We start from the raw sequence: 14,358 nt of genomic DNA, 5'->3' as shown, positions 1-14,358 counted from the left end.
TTGTTTTAGTTGACTAGTGATTTGTTAAATAAACTAATTATTTGATGTGCAAGCTCAATGCCTATTCTATCTTGTGCTTCTATAGTAGCAGCGCCAATATGTGGTGTCAATGAAATTTTCGGATTCATTAAAATAGTTATTTCTGGATTTGGTTCATTTTCATAAACATCTAATCCGGCGAATAAAACTTTTCCATTATCCAATGCTTTTATTAATGCAACTTCATCGATAGCTCCACCGCGAGCACAGTTTACAATTCCTACACCGTCTTTCATCAAGTCCAATTCTTTTTTACCAATGACATAACCGTCTTGCGCTGGAACGTGTAGCGAAATGAAATCTGCTTCTTTAAATAAAGATTCTAAGGATTGGGAATGAATTGATATGGTGATCGTTTGTCCGTCAAAAAAAGAAATTTTTATATCTTTCTTGGGGATATGGGTATCACTATAAATAACTTTCATTCCGAGTCCGATTGCTATTTTTGCGGTAGCTTTTCCAATTCGGCCCATGCCGATAATTCCAAGAGTTTTTCCTCTTAACTCAAGACCATCCGCATACGCTTTTTTCAAACCGTTAAAGTTGGTATCACCTTCAAGGGGCATATTTCTATTGGAATCATGCAAAAATCGTACTCCACTAAATAAATGGGCAAAAACCAATTCGGCCACAGATTCTGATGAGGAAGCTGGGGTATTTATAATATGAATTCCTTTGCTTTTAGCATAGTCTACATCAATATTGTCCATTCCTACTCCGCCGCGACCAATGATTTTGAGGCTTGGGCAAGCATCAATTATATCTTTGCGAACTTTTGTGGCGCTACGAACCAATATAACGCTTATGTCATTTTTGTTTACAAAATTAGCTACTTGTTCCTGTGCTACTTTTGTAGTTATAACTTCAAAACCGGCTTTTTCTAAAGCATTAATACCACTTTTTGAAATTCCGTCGTTTGCTAATATTTTCATTAATTTTTTATTTAAAGATTGAAATATTTAATTATTTAAAGATTCAATCTGTTTTTTTTAAATTGAGAAATAGAATGATTTACAATTGATTTTTTTTCAATCATTCAATATTTAATTTTTAAATCTCTTTTTCCAAAGCTTTCATCACATCAACAAGTACTTGCACGCTTTCTAATGGAAGTGCATTGTACATTGATGCTCTGTAACCGCCAACAGAACGATGTCCCGGCAGTCCAGAAATCCCGGCTGCTTTCCATAATTCGTCAAATTTGGCAGTATGTGATTCATCATTCAATAAAAAGGTTGCATTCATATTAGAACGGTCTTCAACGGCTGCCGTTCCTCTGAATAATGGGTTTCTGTCAATTTCGTTATAAAGCAAAGCTGCTTTGGTATCATTTATTTTTTCGATAGCCTCAATTCCGCCTAAGTTTTTCAACCATTGTAAGGTCAATAGTGATGCGTAAACGGGGAAAACAGGAGGTGTGTTGTACATGCTTTCTGCTTTGATATGTTTGGCATAATCCAACATACTAGGTATTGTGCGTCCTGTTTTACCAAGAACTTCCTCTTTGATAACTACCAAAGTTGTACCGGCTGGCCCCATATTTTTTTGAGCACCAGCATAAATAATATCGAATTTTGAAAAGTCCAATTTTCTAGAAAAAATATCTGAACTCATATCGCATACAACAGGTATATTTGTTGAAGGAAACTCTTTCATTTGAGTTCCAAAAATAGTATTGTTGCTCGTGCAGTGAAAATAATCTGCATCATTAGGTATAGCATATCCTTTTGGAATATGATTGTAGTTTTGTTCTTTTGATGAAGCAACAACCACTGTGTTGCCAAACGTTTGTGCTTCTTTTATAGCTGCAGACGCCCAAGTACCTGTATCTAAGTAGGCGGCTTTTCCACCTTCTTTTAGAATATTATAAGGAACCATTAAAAATTCTAAGCTGGCACCACCTCCTAAAAATAAGACTTGATATCCTTTTCCTTTTAGATCTAAAAGTTCTAAAACCAATGCTCTGGCCTCTTCCATTACAGCAACAAAATCTTTACTACGATGTGAAATTTCTAAAAGCGATAAGCCGGAATCGTTAAAATTTAAAATGGCTTGTGCTGATTTTTCGAAAACTTCTTGTGGTAAAATACATGGTCCTGCGCTGTAGTTGTGTTTTTTCATGGTGTAGTTAATTTTTTTAATAAGTGACACGTATTGAGCTATTTTTATTCCGTTTTATAGCTATTTCATGCTGTATTTTGGTCAAAATTTAAGTTTGCAAATTTCGGGAATAGTTAATAAAAAAGCATTGAATTATTCGCATTAATATGTTTTTTTGATGCTATCTTATTAACAAAAACGATATAGTATCAATATTATCAGCGTAATCCCATAATTTAGGCAATTGTGATTGTCCAAAAGGAATACTGTTTTTTACAAGATTATTGCTTACAATGCATTGAATTTGCTCGCTTTCTGAATCCAATCGATTTTGTAAATCGTTTATATCGTCGTAAAATTCATAAAATACACTGGTAATTGGAGAGGCGTGACTTGAATCTTCTTTTAAAGTCAGGAAACCATTGTCCAACAATTTGAAATTACTCATTAAAAAAACGGCTTTATTGTAATCGTAATTATTGGCATATTTCTCGTAATGAATCACATCCTGGTATTCAAAAATTGCTTCAAAAAAGGGTTCAAAGGAATAGCCTTTCGGAACAAAAAGTTTGGAAACATTTCGACATCCTAAACCAAAATACCTAAAGATATCTTCACCTAATGCAGTTAATTGTTCTTTGGATTCTTTTCCATTCAATACGGCAATCGAATTTCTGTTTTTTCTTATAATGGAAGGTTTCTCTTTAAAATAATATTCAAAATAGCGCGCAGTATTGTTGCTTCCTGTTGCAATAACGGCATCAAAATTTTCTAATTTTCCTTCTACAAATGTGATTTTATTTTTGAATTCAGGCTCACAAGCAATAAGATAATTGGCTAAGAATGGCAAAAGATGTTGGTCATTGGAAGATGTTTTTACCAGGACATCATGTCCCGTAATCAAAACCGATAAGAAATCATGAAAGCCAACAAGCGGAATATTTCCGGCCAATATTAAAGCTACTTTTTTTGGTTTCACTTCGCTAAAATCATAGTTAGAAAGCCATTTGGACAAATTTTCATCGGTCAATGCTTCTGCCCAAGATTGAATAGAAAAATAGACTTGTTCTGGAGTGTACCAACCATTATGCGACTGAGAAAGCTGAATTAAAGCGATAAATTTTTCAAAAAACACATCATTTCCAAATACCGTTTCATCCTTTGTGCAGTTCCCTTCTTTGAACTGGGCCAGGAATTGCCCTAATTTAACAAATGCGCTTTTTTTTGTATCTAATGTCATAATGTTTGTTTATGAAATGTTTTGATTGTAATTTTGCACAAAAATAAGCTTTTTATAAGCTTTAGGCAAAAGTTGGGTTCAGTATTCGTATTTCGTTTAATTGAACTTTAGACTTTTGAACTTTCAACCTTAAAACTAGACAAAGAATGGCAATTATAATAACCGATGAATGCATTAATTGTGGGGCTTGCGAACCTGAGTGCCCAAATACAGCAATATATGAAGGAGCTGATGATTGGAGATATAAAGACGGAACAAAACTAAAGGGGAAAGTAATTTTGCCAGATGGTAGTGAAGTAGATTCTGAGGCTGCCCAAACACCAATTTCAGACGAAGTATATTATATTGTTCCAGGGAAATGTACAGAGTGTAAAGGATTTCATGATGAGCCACAATGTGCTGCCGTATGTCCTGTAGATTGTTGTATACCAGATGATAATCATGTTGAATCTGAAGAGACTTTATTGAACAGACAAGCTTTTTTGCATAACGAATAGTTTAAAAAGCATTAGTAATAAAAACAAAATCCTAAGTAAGCTTAGGATTTTTTTTATGTCAATTTTTTTCTTGCTACAATTACATAGGTATCATAAGCATAGGTTTTTCGATCAATAGTTTTGATGATTTCGAAATTATTTAAATACAAAAACAATTCAATTTCATTTAAAGTAAATACGCGAACAGTCGAGAGATCATCTAAAATAATTTCCTTTTCACCATTTACTAATGTGTAGTATTGGGCACTCCATTCGAGCATAAAATTTTCTAAAGGAGTTGTGTCCCAATGACTTTCTCTAATATAATTTACGCCTTCGTATGAAGCTTCGTGTATTATGTTTTCATTCTTTTTGATAAAAGGAATAAAACGGTTGGCATCTATGAAATCAAAAATAATGACACCATTATCGTTTAAATTTTTATAAAGTGAGGTAAAAGTGTTGTTTATGTCTTCATTATTAATCAGATAGCTGGTAGAACGGCCAGTAATCAAAATGGCATCGACAGCAGTTTCAAGTTCGAATTCGCGCATATCACCGTGAATAAAGTGGCTGTCTTTATTTCTTTCCTGAGCTATGGCAATCATACTTAGACTATAATCCAGACCAATATAATTGTGATTGTTTTCCTGAAAGCGTTTGGCTAGATTACCAGTGCCACTGCCTATTTCGAGTATGGAATTGCAATTGTTTTCTTGAATTAATCTATTATAGAACTCATATTCTTCATCATAATCGATGAAGGTTTGGTACATGGCATCAAAAATGGCTGCCATTTTTCCTTTAAACAAATTTGCCATAAGAATGTTATTAGAGTTTAAATTTAGGAAAATAAAGGGAATAAAAAAAGAGCTATCAAAACGATAGCCCTTTTTTTTTGTGGTTAATTTTTTTAGAAAGAAAAACCTAATCGAGCATAATAAAATGCTCCACAGTAATTTCTTAATACACTTACTTATTTATAATAACAGTTTAGTTTAGGATATCTATTAAGAAATAGAACAGGATGGCCGAAGAATTGATATTAATTATTTTATAAATACACCAACCGAAAACACCGACTGAAAACTTGTCAATTACGAGCATTATATCTTATATTTGCAAACTTTAAAAAAGGAATTACTAAAAAGCAGATAGCGGGCAACTGTTATTTGTAAACACATATAACATGAAAGCAGGAATTGTAGGGTTACCAAATGTTGGAAAATCAACATTATTCAATTGTTTATCGAATGCAAAAGCGCAAAGTGCCAACTTTCCTTTTTGTACAATCGAACCTAATATTGGTGTAGTAAATGTACCCGATCCAAGAATTGAAAAATTAGAATTGTTGGTCAAACCAGAACGAGTTCAGATGGCGACGGTTGATATCGTTGATATCGCCGGATTGGTAAAAGGTGCTAGCAAAGGTGAAGGTTTAGGGAATCAATTTTTAGGAAACATTAGAGAGTGTAACGCTATCATTCACGTATTGCGTTGTTTTGATAATGATAATATTGTTCACGTTGACGGAAATGTAAATCCTATTCGTGACAAAGAAACCATTGATATCGAATTGCAATTGAAAGATCTTGAAAATGTAGAAAAACGTTTGGAAAAGGTAAATCGTGCTGCCAAAACCGGTAACAAAGAAGCACAAACCGAGAAAGCGCTTTTAGATAGAATCAGAGAAACACTGTTGCAGGCAAAATCAGCCAGAACCATAATTCCTCAAAATAATGACGAGGAAGTATTGTTGGAAGGTTTTCAATTGATTACAGCAAAACCGGTATTGTACGTTTGTAATGTGGATGAGAATTCTGCAGTTACCGGAAATAAATATGTAGATCAGGTTCGCGAATTGGTAAAAGATGAAGATGCTGAAGTTATCGTTCTTTCTGTTGGAGCCGAAGCAGATATTACCGAATTAGAAAGTTACGAAGAGCGTCAAGTTTTTCTTGAAGATATGGGACTTACTGAGCCAGGAGCATCAGTTTTGATTCGTACCGCTTACAAATTATTGAAGCAACAAACTTATTTTACCTGCGGTGTCAAAGAAGTTCGTGCTTGGACCATAAATATCGGAGCGACAGCACCACAAGCAGCAGGAGTTATTCATACCGATTTTGAAAAAGGTTTCATCCGCGCCGAAGTGATTTCGTATGAAGATTTCGTTCACTACGGATCAGAAGCAAAATGTAAAGAGGCTGGAAAATTCAAAGTAGAAGGAAAAGAATATATCGTAAAAGACGGAGACGTGATGCACTTTAGATTTAATGTATAGTTTCTAAAAAAATAGAGAAAATAATAAAGAGAATCGAAGAAACCTGCAAGAGCCATTTTGCAGGTTTTTTATTGAAGAATTTTTATAGATTTCTGTTAGATTAATAATTAATTTAACATTGAATTTTAATCTAAAAAGAAATTTTAAAGTTATAAAAACAAAAATTAATTATATAAAACTTTGAGAAAAGCATTGCATAACTTTGGTTTAAATTTTCAATAAACAGATTATGCTAAACAAGGACTTTTTGTCTAAATCTTGGTTTTTGCTCAAAATTACAACTTTAGAATTTATCGATGATAATGCTATAAAACTGAGCGCAGCCTTGGCTTATTATACTATTTTTGCTTTACCACCACTTTTAATCATTATTATCACAATATGTGGTTTTTTCTTTGGTGAAGAAGCAGTAACAGGACAACTTTATGGGCAAATTAATTCCTTGGTTGGTAGCGATGCCGCCATTCAGATTCAAGGTGCTATAAAAAATGTTGAACTTTCTGGAAATAATGTTTTTGTCACTATATTTGGTGTAACTATGTTATTAATTGGTGCTTCAGGAGTTTTTGCGGAGATTCAAAGTTCTATCAATTATATTTGGGGTTTACGAGCAAAACCCAATAAAGGATTTAAAAAGTTCATTCAAAACCGATTGATGTCTTTTTCGATGATTGTTTCATTAGGTTTTTTGATGATAGTAAGCTTATTGGTCAATGTCATATTGGATATAGCAAATTCTAGGTTAAAATTATATTTTCCAGAAAGTACGATTTACTTATTTTATGTTATTAACTCGGTAATTGTGTTTTCTATAATCACATTATTATTTGCAATTATTTTCAGAACATTGCCGGATGGGATTATAAAGTGGCGGGATGCTTGTCTTGGAGCTTCTTGTACAGCAATACTGTTTATGATAGGAAAATTTGCCATTGGTTATTATTTGGGGAATTCTACGATTGCTTCAATATATGGTGCTGCAGGATCGGTAATAATTATTTTGGTTTGGGTGTATTATTCGTCTATAATTCTTTACTTTGGAGCCGAATTTACCAAAGTGTATGCAAAAACGTATGGAGGTAAAATTTTTCCAAACGAATACTCGGTTGAAATTAAAAAAGAAATTTTTGAAATAGATAAATCCTAAAAAAAGAATATATGAAAATCATAGCCTTTGCTGGAAGTCCAAGCAAAAAGTCCATCAATAAAAAATTGGCCACTTATGCTGCGGGTTTGTTTGAAAATGGTCAAGTTGAGGTTTTGGATTTAAACGATTATGAAATGCCATTATTCAGCGTTGACAAAGAGGAAATAATAGGTCAGCATCCATTGGCGAAAGCATTTCTTGAAAAAATAACCACTGCCGATCTTTTGGTAGTTTCTCTTGCCGAAAATAATGGAAATTACAGCGCCGCTTTCAAAAACACAGTGGATTGGTGCTCTAGAATAAACGGAAAACTATTTCAACACAAACCAATGTTATTGATGGCTACATCACCTGGTGCTAGAGGTGGAGCAAGTGTTCTGGAGATTGCCAAAAACAATTTTCCCCGATTTGCGGCCAATATTAAAGCTGTTTTCTCATTGCCTAGTTTTGAGGCTAATTTTGATATTGAAGCTAATGTTATTTCAAACGTTGAATTAGATAAACAACTTAAAGAGATTGTTTGTAATTTTTAAATAGCAATGTCAGTTCAAAAAATCTAAAATCTAAATTCTGCAATCTAAAGTTTATTTCCTGCTGTCAATATCATTCTTAATAACTTTGCGAACTACTTCTTTTAAATTTTATCGAATTACACTACATTAGCGCAAATTCGATAAAATTCCAAAATGTCAGATCAAAATCAATACACCGAAGATAATATCCGTTCTCTCGACTGGAAAGAACACATCCGTATGCGTCCTGGGATGTACATTGGAAAACTCGGAGACGGATCTTCACCAGATGATGGTATTTATATTTTATTAAAAGAGGTTCTCGACAACTGTATTGATGAATTTGTAATGGGGGCTGGTAAAACCATCGAAGTGACCATTAAAGATAAAACAGTTACTGTTCGTGATTATGGGCGTGGAATTCCATTAGGGAAAGTGATTGATGTGGTTTCCAAAATGAATACCGGTGGAAAATACGATTCATTGGCCTTCAAGAAATCAGTTGGTTTGAATGGAGTGGGGACAAAAGCAGTGAATGCATTGTCTCATTTTTTTCGTGTGGAATCCGTTCGTGATGACAAACAAAAAGCGGCCGAGTTTTCGGGCGGGAATTTAGTTCTCGAAGAAGATGTAATTGAAACTACAAAGAGAAAAGGTACTAAAGTATCTTTTATACCGGATGAAGCTATTTTTAAGAACTATAAATTCAGGTATGAGTATGTAATCAAAATGCTCAAAAACTATTGTTACTTAAACAATGGTTTGACGATAATTTTTAATGGTGAAAAATATTATTCCGAAAACGGGTTAAAAGATTTACTGGAAGAAACCATACACGCTGATGATTTAGAGTATCCGATTATTCACCTCAAAGGGGATGATATCGAAATGGCTTTGACGCACAGTAAAACCCAATATAGCGAAGAATACCACTCTTTTGTGAATGGACAAAACACCACACAGGGAGGAACGCATCTCGCGGCTTATCGTGAAGCAATTGTCAAAACGATAAGAGAGTTTTACAACAAAAGTTTTGAAGCTTCAGATGTTCGTAAATCGGTTGTGAGTGCCATAAGCATCAAAGTAATGGAACCTGTTTTTGAGTCACAAACCAAAACCAAACTGGGTTCGACTGACATGGGTTCTGAACCAGGAATGCCTTCGGTTCGTACGTTTGTAAATGATTTTGTAAAAACAAAATTAGACAATTATTTACACAAGAATCCAGTAACAGCCGATGCTTTATTGCGAAAAATTCTCCAAGCCGAACGCGAGCGTAAAGAATTATCGGGAATTCGAAAACTAGCCACAGATCGTGCCAAAAAGGCCAATCTTCACAATAAAAAATTAAGGGATTGCCGTGCACATCTTCCAGATACAAAAAACCCAAAGAGTTTGGAAAGTACTTTGTTTATTACCGAGGGAGATTCGGCTTCCGGGTCGATTACCAAATCTCGTGATGTAAATACTCAGGCGGTGTTTAGTTTGCGTGGTAAGCCTTTGAATTCCTACGGAATGAGTAAAAAGATTGTGTATGAAAATGAAGAGTTCAATTTATTGCAGGCGGCTTTGGATATCGAAGATGGATTGGAAAAATTGCGTTACAACAACATCGTAATCGCGACCGATGCCGATGTCGATGGAATGCACATTCGCTTGTTGTTGATTACTTTTTTCCTGCAGTTTTTTCCGGAATTAATCAAAGAAGGGCATTTGTATATTTTGCAAACACCACTTTTTAGAGTTCGAAACAAGAAAGAAACCATTTATTGCTATTCGGAAGAAGAACGAAAAGATGCTATAGAAAAACTAAAACCAAAACCGGAAATCACCCGATTTAAGGGATTGGGAGAGATTTCGCCAGATGAGTTTAAGAATTTTATTGGAGAAACGATTCGCCTTGATCCTATTATGATGGATAAAAATACTTCTATCGAGCAGTTATTGTCTTTTTATATGGGTAAAAACACTCCCGACAGACAAGATTTTATCATAAAGAATCTGAAGGTAGAGATTGATGTTTTGGAAGAAGTGAAATAATATAGATTTGGTAGTGTCAGAAAATCTTCAAAATAAAGCTTTGTTTTCTCAAGTAGTCGAATTATTGCAAAATGCTCGACAACAGGTTTTACGTACCGTAAATTCAACAATGGTTTATACCTATTTTGAAATAGGAAGAATGATTGTGGAAGAAGAACAAAACGGAAAAGACAGAGCCGAATATGGGAAGCAATTATTAAAAGGGCTTTCTGAACAGTTGAATAATAAGTTTGGAAAAGGGTTTTCTGTAGTTAATTTAGAGAGTATGAGGAAGTTTTATTTGACTTACTCAATTTCCGAGACAGTGTCTCGGATTTTACAAATTCAAAAATCCCAGTCAGCGACTGGGGAATTCAATACTAATATATCTCAGTCAGTGACTGGGTTTTCTGAAAATCAAAAAACGCAGTCGCTGATTTCGTTTTTCAAACTAACTTGGACACATTATGTTTTCTTAATACGAATTGATGACTTAAGCGAGAGACGTTTCTATGAAATAGAATCCGAAAAATACAATTGGAGTGTTCGGGAATTAAAACGCCAATATGATTCGGCACTTTATACACGATTGGCTTTAAGCCGAGATAAAGCAGGGATTTTGAAACTTTCTGAAAAAGGCCAGATTATAGAGAAACCAAAAGATATTATCAAAGACCCCTATATTTTGGAGTTTTTAGGATTGCCTGAATTGCATCAATATTCTGAATCGGAGTTGGAAGAAGAAATTATCAATAAATTAGAACATTTTTTATTAGAATTGGGTCACGGTTTTACTTTTGTAGCCAGACAAAACAGAATTACTTTTGATGATAAACATTTTCGAATTGATTTGGTTTTTTATAACCGAATATTGAAATGTTTTGTTCTAATTGATTTAAAAATAGGAGAATTAAAGCATCAAGATTTAGGACAAATGCAAATGTATGTCAATTATTACGACAGAGAAATGCGTTTGGAAGACGAGAACAAAACCATTGGAATTGTCCTTTGCCAAAACAAAAGTGATTTGGTTGTAGAATACACTTTACCTGAAAATAACGAGCAAATATTTGCCAGTAAATACAAAACAATTCTGCCAAGCAGAGAAGATTTAATACAATTAATATCGGAATCAAAATAAATGAAAGACGAAGAAGACGATAACATAATTTCAGACAACGAAGAAAATAATTCGGAAGATCATTCTATTGATGACAATAAAGACGAAAATGATTCCGATGAAATTATTGATGTGGATGCCAAACATTTTGAAGGGCAGCATTTTTACGAGAATACAGAGGATGAAAATGATACCATAACCAAAGTTACAGGAATGTACAAAGATTGGTTTTTGGATTATGCTTCTTATGTAATTCTGGAGCGAGCCGTTCCCGCGATTGAGGATGGTTTCAAACCCGTGCAACGAAGAATCATGCACTCTTTGAAAGAGTTGGATGACGGTCGTTACAATAAAGTTGCCAATGTAGTTGGTCATACCATGCAATACCACCCACACGGAGATCAGAGTATTGGTGACGCAATGGTACAAATTGGGCAGAAAGAATTATTGATTGACTGTCAGGGAAACTGGGGAAATATCTTAACGGGTGACGGAGCTGCGGCTTCCCGTTATATTGAGGCGCGTTTGTCAAAATTTGCTTTGGAAGTTTTGTATTCTCCAAAAATTACCGATTGGGGAGTTTCCTATGATGGGCGTCGTGCTGAACCAAATAACTTACCGGTAAAATTCCCGTTATTACTGGCATCAGGAGCTGAGGGAATCGCGGTAGGTCTTTCGACCAAAGTACTGCCGCATAACTTTAATGAGCTGATAGATGCTTCGATTAAAATTCTGAAAGGAAAACCATTTACCTTATATCCAGATTTTTTGACGCAAGGTATTGCCGATGTGTCTAATTATAATGACGGAATGCGTGGCGGACGTGTTCGAGTTCGTGCCAAAATTGGTCAACTCGACAAAAATACGTTGGTGATTACCCAAATTCCGTTTTCGACCAATACAACGACTTTGATTGACAGTATTTTGAAAGCCAATGATAAGGGCAAAATCAAAATCAAAAAAATTGAAGACAATACAGCCGCTGAAGTAGAGATATTAATTCATCTTTTTCCAGGAGTTTCTCCGGATAAAACTATCGATGCCTTGTTTGCATTCACTGCCTGCGAAACTTCGGTAGCACCATTGGGTTGTGTGATTGAGGATAATAAACCGTTGTTTATAGGGGTTTCCGATATGTTGAAAATTTCGACTAACCGAACCGTTCAGCTTTTGAAAAGTGAACTCGAAATCCAATTGGGCGAACTCGAAGAGCAATGGCATTTCCTGTCATTGGAACGAATTTTTATCGAAAATAAAATCTACCGTGACATTGAGGATAAAACGACTCGGGAAGATGTAATACAAGCCGTTGACGATGGATTGAAACCGTTTACCAAAAATTTGAAACGTGCTGTTACCGAAGAAGATATTCTACGATTATTGGATATCCGAATCATGCGTATTTCCAAATTCGACAGCAATAAGGCACAGGACAAAATCGAAGCTTTAGAAGGAAGTATTGAACAGGTAAAATACGATTTGGAGCACATCATTGATTTTGCCATTGCCTATTTTACAAAATTAAAAGAGAAGTACGGAAAAGGCAGGGAACGCCAAACCGAGTTACGTATTTTTGATGATATTGAAGCCACAAAAGTGGTTTTAAGAAATACCAAATTATATGTAAATAGGGAAGAAGGTTTCGTTGGAACTAGCTTGAAAAAAGACGAATATGTTACCGATTGTTCCGATATCGATGATGTAATTGTTTTTCTAAGAGATGGAAAAATGATGATTACCAAAGTCGATGCTAAAACATTCGTTGGGAAAGACATTATCCATGTTGCTATTTTTGACAAAAGTGACAAGCGCACCATTTACAATATGATTTACCGCGATGGAAAATCCGGACCATCTTATATCAAACGATTCAATGTTTCGGGAGTTACCCGTGACAAACCGTATGATTTGACCAATGAAACTGCAGGCTCGCAAACTCTGTATTTTTCATGTAACCCTAATGGAGAAGCCGAGGTCATCACCATTTTACTGCGTCAGGTTGGAAGTATTAAGAAATTAAAATTCGACATTGATTTTGCGGCTTTAGCGATTAAAGGCCGAGCTTCCAAAGGGAATTTGGTTTCTAAATATCCAATCAAGAAAATCGAATTGAAAGAGAAAGGGATTTCTACTTTATTGCCAAGAAAGGTTTGGTTTGATGATACCGTGCAACGATTGAATGTTGATGCAAGAGGAGAATTGTTGGGCGAATTTAGACCGAGTGACAAAATTCTAGTGATTTCGCAAGCAGGAAAAATAAAAGTCATTACGCCAGAATTGACCACACATTTTGATGGTGATATGATTGTTTTGGAAAAATGGGTTCCTAAAAAACCAATTTCAGCCATTTATTATGATGGTGAGAAAGAGCGTTATTATATCAAACGTTTCTTGGTAGAAACCGAAAATAAGGAAGAATCATTTATTACAGAACATCCGAACTCAAGATTGGAAATTGTAGCAACAGATTATCGTCCTGTAGCTGAGTTAGTTTTTACAAAAGTAAAAGGAGTTCAAAAAGAGAATATGACCGTAGATATTGAGTCTTTTATTGCCGTAAAAGGATTTAAAGCACTCGGTAATCAATTAACAACGGACAAATTGAAACAGGTGAATCTATTGGAACCTTTGCCGTATGAAGCTCCCGAGGAAATTATTCCCGAAGAAATAGAAGTACAAGGAGAAACCAATGCCGATGATACTGATATTCAGTTGGATGACGACGGACAGGTCGTTTTGTTTTAGAATTTAAAAGCTCCTTTTGGAGCTTTTTTTTTATCAAAACAAATCTCTTAAAGTAAATTCGGTCTTACCTTTTAAATCTTTTAATTTTTTTACAATTTTCAAGAAAGCAATTGCAGTAATATAAGCATCACCCATTGCGGTATGGCGGTCTTTCTTGGAGATATCAAATTTATCGGCGAGATCATCCAAGGCGTATTTTTCCTTGCGTTCCAATAAGTTGGACATTATCAGTGTTTTTTTATAAAGATATGCCGTGTCCAATGTTTTATTAGTTAGAATTGGGAGTCCATTTCGTTCAAGTGCACGATTAATCATTGTTATATCAAATATGGTGTGATGCGCAATGATAATGGCATCTCCCAAAAAAGTCAAAAATTGTTGTAATGCTTCTAATTCTGTGGGCTTGTTCATAACCCAATCTTTCAAAATGCCATGAATTTGGGCGCTGTTTTTATCGTAATGATCTTGGTGTATGTAAATTTCAAAGCTCTCAGGAATTGCAATTACTCCGTTTTGTAAAGTGATGGCACCTATGCAAAGTATTCGGTCATTGTCGTAATCAAAACCGGTTGTTTCTGTATCCAAAACTACAAAACGAGTACTTTCAACAGATTTTAAAAGTGATTCATCAATCGGTTTTTTTTTGAAAAAATCCAAAAAAAAGTTCCCAATGTTT

The 14,358-nt window shown here is 34.7% G+C and carries 12 protein-coding genes; 7 read left to right on the top strand and 5 right to left on the bottom strand.

The features are described from left to right. Positions 1-5 precede the first annotated feature (5 nt). From OLM57_RS17515 to OLM57_RS17505, 3 genes are all read right to left on the bottom strand, one after another. Positions 6-971: a D-2-hydroxyacid dehydrogenase gene (locus OLM57_RS17515; protein ID WP_264564979.1), complete on the bottom strand. Its 966-nt coding sequence runs from the start codon at positions 969-971 to the stop codon at positions 6-8. 118 nt (positions 972-1,089) lie between these two features. Beyond that, on the bottom strand, positions 1,090-2,160 hold the full coding sequence (serC, locus tag OLM57_RS17510) for a 3-phosphoserine/phosphohydroxythreonine transaminase (RefSeq protein WP_264564978.1): 1,071 nt from the start codon (positions 2,158-2,160) through the stop codon (positions 1,090-1,092). 160 nt (positions 2,161-2,320) lie between these two features. Continuing rightward, a complete protein-coding gene (locus OLM57_RS17505; protein ID WP_264564977.1) occupies positions 2,321-3,379 on the bottom strand; it encodes an acyl-CoA reductase in 1,059 nt (352 codons plus the stop codon). Between the two features lie 146 nt (positions 3,380-3,525). Between OLM57_RS17505 and OLM57_RS17500 the strand changes: the two genes are divergently transcribed. Beyond that, positions 3,526-3,876, top strand: coding sequence for a 4Fe-4S dicluster domain-containing protein (locus tag OLM57_RS17500; protein ID WP_264564976.1), 351 nt, complete (start codon positions 3,526-3,528; stop codon positions 3,874-3,876). Between the two features lie 53 nt (positions 3,877-3,929). On the opposite strand, the gene OLM57_RS17495 is transcribed toward OLM57_RS17500, so the two are convergent. Next, the gene (locus OLM57_RS17495) at positions 3,930-4,676 is read right to left on the bottom strand and encodes a class I SAM-dependent DNA methyltransferase (protein WP_264564975.1); all 747 of its coding nucleotides are present in this window, start codon (positions 4,674-4,676) and stop codon (positions 3,930-3,932) included. A 368-nt stretch (positions 4,677-5,044) separates the two neighbouring features. Here OLM57_RS17495 and ychF point away from each other — a divergent pair, with 368 nt between their 5' ends. From ychF to OLM57_RS17465, 6 genes are all read left to right on the top strand, one after another. Beyond that, positions 5,045-6,139 carry a redox-regulated ATPase YchF gene (gene ychF / locus OLM57_RS17490; protein WP_264564974.1) on the top strand — a complete coding sequence of 365 codons (1,095 nt, stop codon included), beginning with the start codon at positions 5,045-5,047 and terminating at the stop codon, positions 6,137-6,139. 229 nt (positions 6,140-6,368) lie between these two features. Beyond that, positions 6,369-7,286, top strand: a complete 918-nt coding sequence (locus OLM57_RS17485) for a YihY/virulence factor BrkB family protein (protein ID WP_264564973.1) — start codon at positions 6,369-6,371, stop codon at positions 7,284-7,286. A gap of 11 nt (positions 7,287-7,297) precedes the next feature. After that, a complete protein-coding gene (locus OLM57_RS17480) occupies positions 7,298-7,819 on the top strand; it encodes an NADPH-dependent FMN reductase (protein ID WP_264564972.1) in 522 nt (173 codons plus the stop codon). A gap of 153 nt (positions 7,820-7,972) precedes the next feature. Then, entirely contained in the window at positions 7,973-9,838 is a 1,866-nt protein-coding gene (locus OLM57_RS17475; protein WP_264564971.1) for a DNA topoisomerase IV subunit B, read from the top strand. A gap of 13 nt (positions 9,839-9,851) precedes the next feature. Next, positions 9,852-10,958 (top strand): PDDEXK nuclease domain-containing protein, encoded by a 1,107-nt coding sequence (locus tag OLM57_RS17470; RefSeq protein ID WP_264564970.1) that lies wholly within the window; start codon positions 9,852-9,854, stop codon positions 10,956-10,958. Further along, entirely contained in the window at positions 10,959-13,682 is a 2,724-nt protein-coding gene (locus OLM57_RS17465; protein WP_264564969.1) for a DNA gyrase/topoisomerase IV subunit A, read from the top strand. It begins immediately after the preceding gene. Positions 13,683-13,715: 33 nt separating this feature from the next. Here OLM57_RS17465 and OLM57_RS17460 read toward each other — a convergent pair whose 3' ends face one another. Continuing rightward, entirely contained in the window at positions 13,716-14,339 is a 624-nt protein-coding gene (locus OLM57_RS17460) for a PolC-type DNA polymerase III (RefSeq protein WP_264564968.1), read from the bottom strand. Between the last annotated feature and the right edge of the window lie 19 nt (positions 14,340-14,358).

Source organism: Flavobacterium sp. N3904, assembly GCF_025947305.1.
Taxonomy (GTDB): Bacteria; Bacteroidota; Bacteroidia; order Flavobacteriales; family Flavobacteriaceae; genus Flavobacterium.
The sequence above is the reverse complement of the archived record's forward strand: the minus strand, read 5'-3'. Positions and strand labels throughout refer to the sequence as shown.

What these genes read in the sequence shown, in the direction of transcription:
- OLM57_RS17485 (WP_264564973.1), top strand. Translation starts at nt 6,369, where the DNA reads ATGCTAAACAAGGACTTTTTGTCTAAATCTTGGTTTTTGCTCAAAATT.
- OLM57_RS17505 (WP_264564977.1), bottom strand. Translation starts at nt 3,379, where the DNA reads ATGACATTAGATACAAAAAAAAGCGCATTTGTTAAATTAGGGCAATTC.
- serC (WP_264564978.1), bottom strand. Translation starts at nt 2,160, where the DNA reads ATGAAAAAACACAACTACAGCGCAGGACCATGTATTTTACCACAAGAA.
- ychF (WP_264564974.1), top strand. Translation starts at nt 5,045, where the DNA reads ATGAAAGCAGGAATTGTAGGGTTACCAAATGTTGGAAAATCAACATTA.
- OLM57_RS17515 (WP_264564979.1), bottom strand. Translation starts at nt 971, where the DNA reads ATGAAAATATTAGCAAACGACGGAATTTCAAAAAGTGGTATTAATGCT.
- OLM57_RS17495 (WP_264564975.1), bottom strand. Translation starts at nt 4,676, where the DNA reads ATGGCAAATTTGTTTAAAGGAAAAATGGCAGCCATTTTTGATGCCATG.
- OLM57_RS17465 (WP_264564969.1), top strand. Translation starts at nt 10,959, where the DNA reads ATGAAAGACGAAGAAGACGATAACATAATTTCAGACAACGAAGAAAAT.
- OLM57_RS17475 (WP_264564971.1), top strand. Translation starts at nt 7,973, where the DNA reads ATGTCAGATCAAAATCAATACACCGAAGATAATATCCGTTCTCTCGAC.
- OLM57_RS17500 (WP_264564976.1), top strand. Translation starts at nt 3,526, where the DNA reads ATGGCAATTATAATAACCGATGAATGCATTAATTGTGGGGCTTGCGAA.
- OLM57_RS17480 (WP_264564972.1), top strand. Translation starts at nt 7,298, where the DNA reads ATGAAAATCATAGCCTTTGCTGGAAGTCCAAGCAAAAAGTCCATCAAT.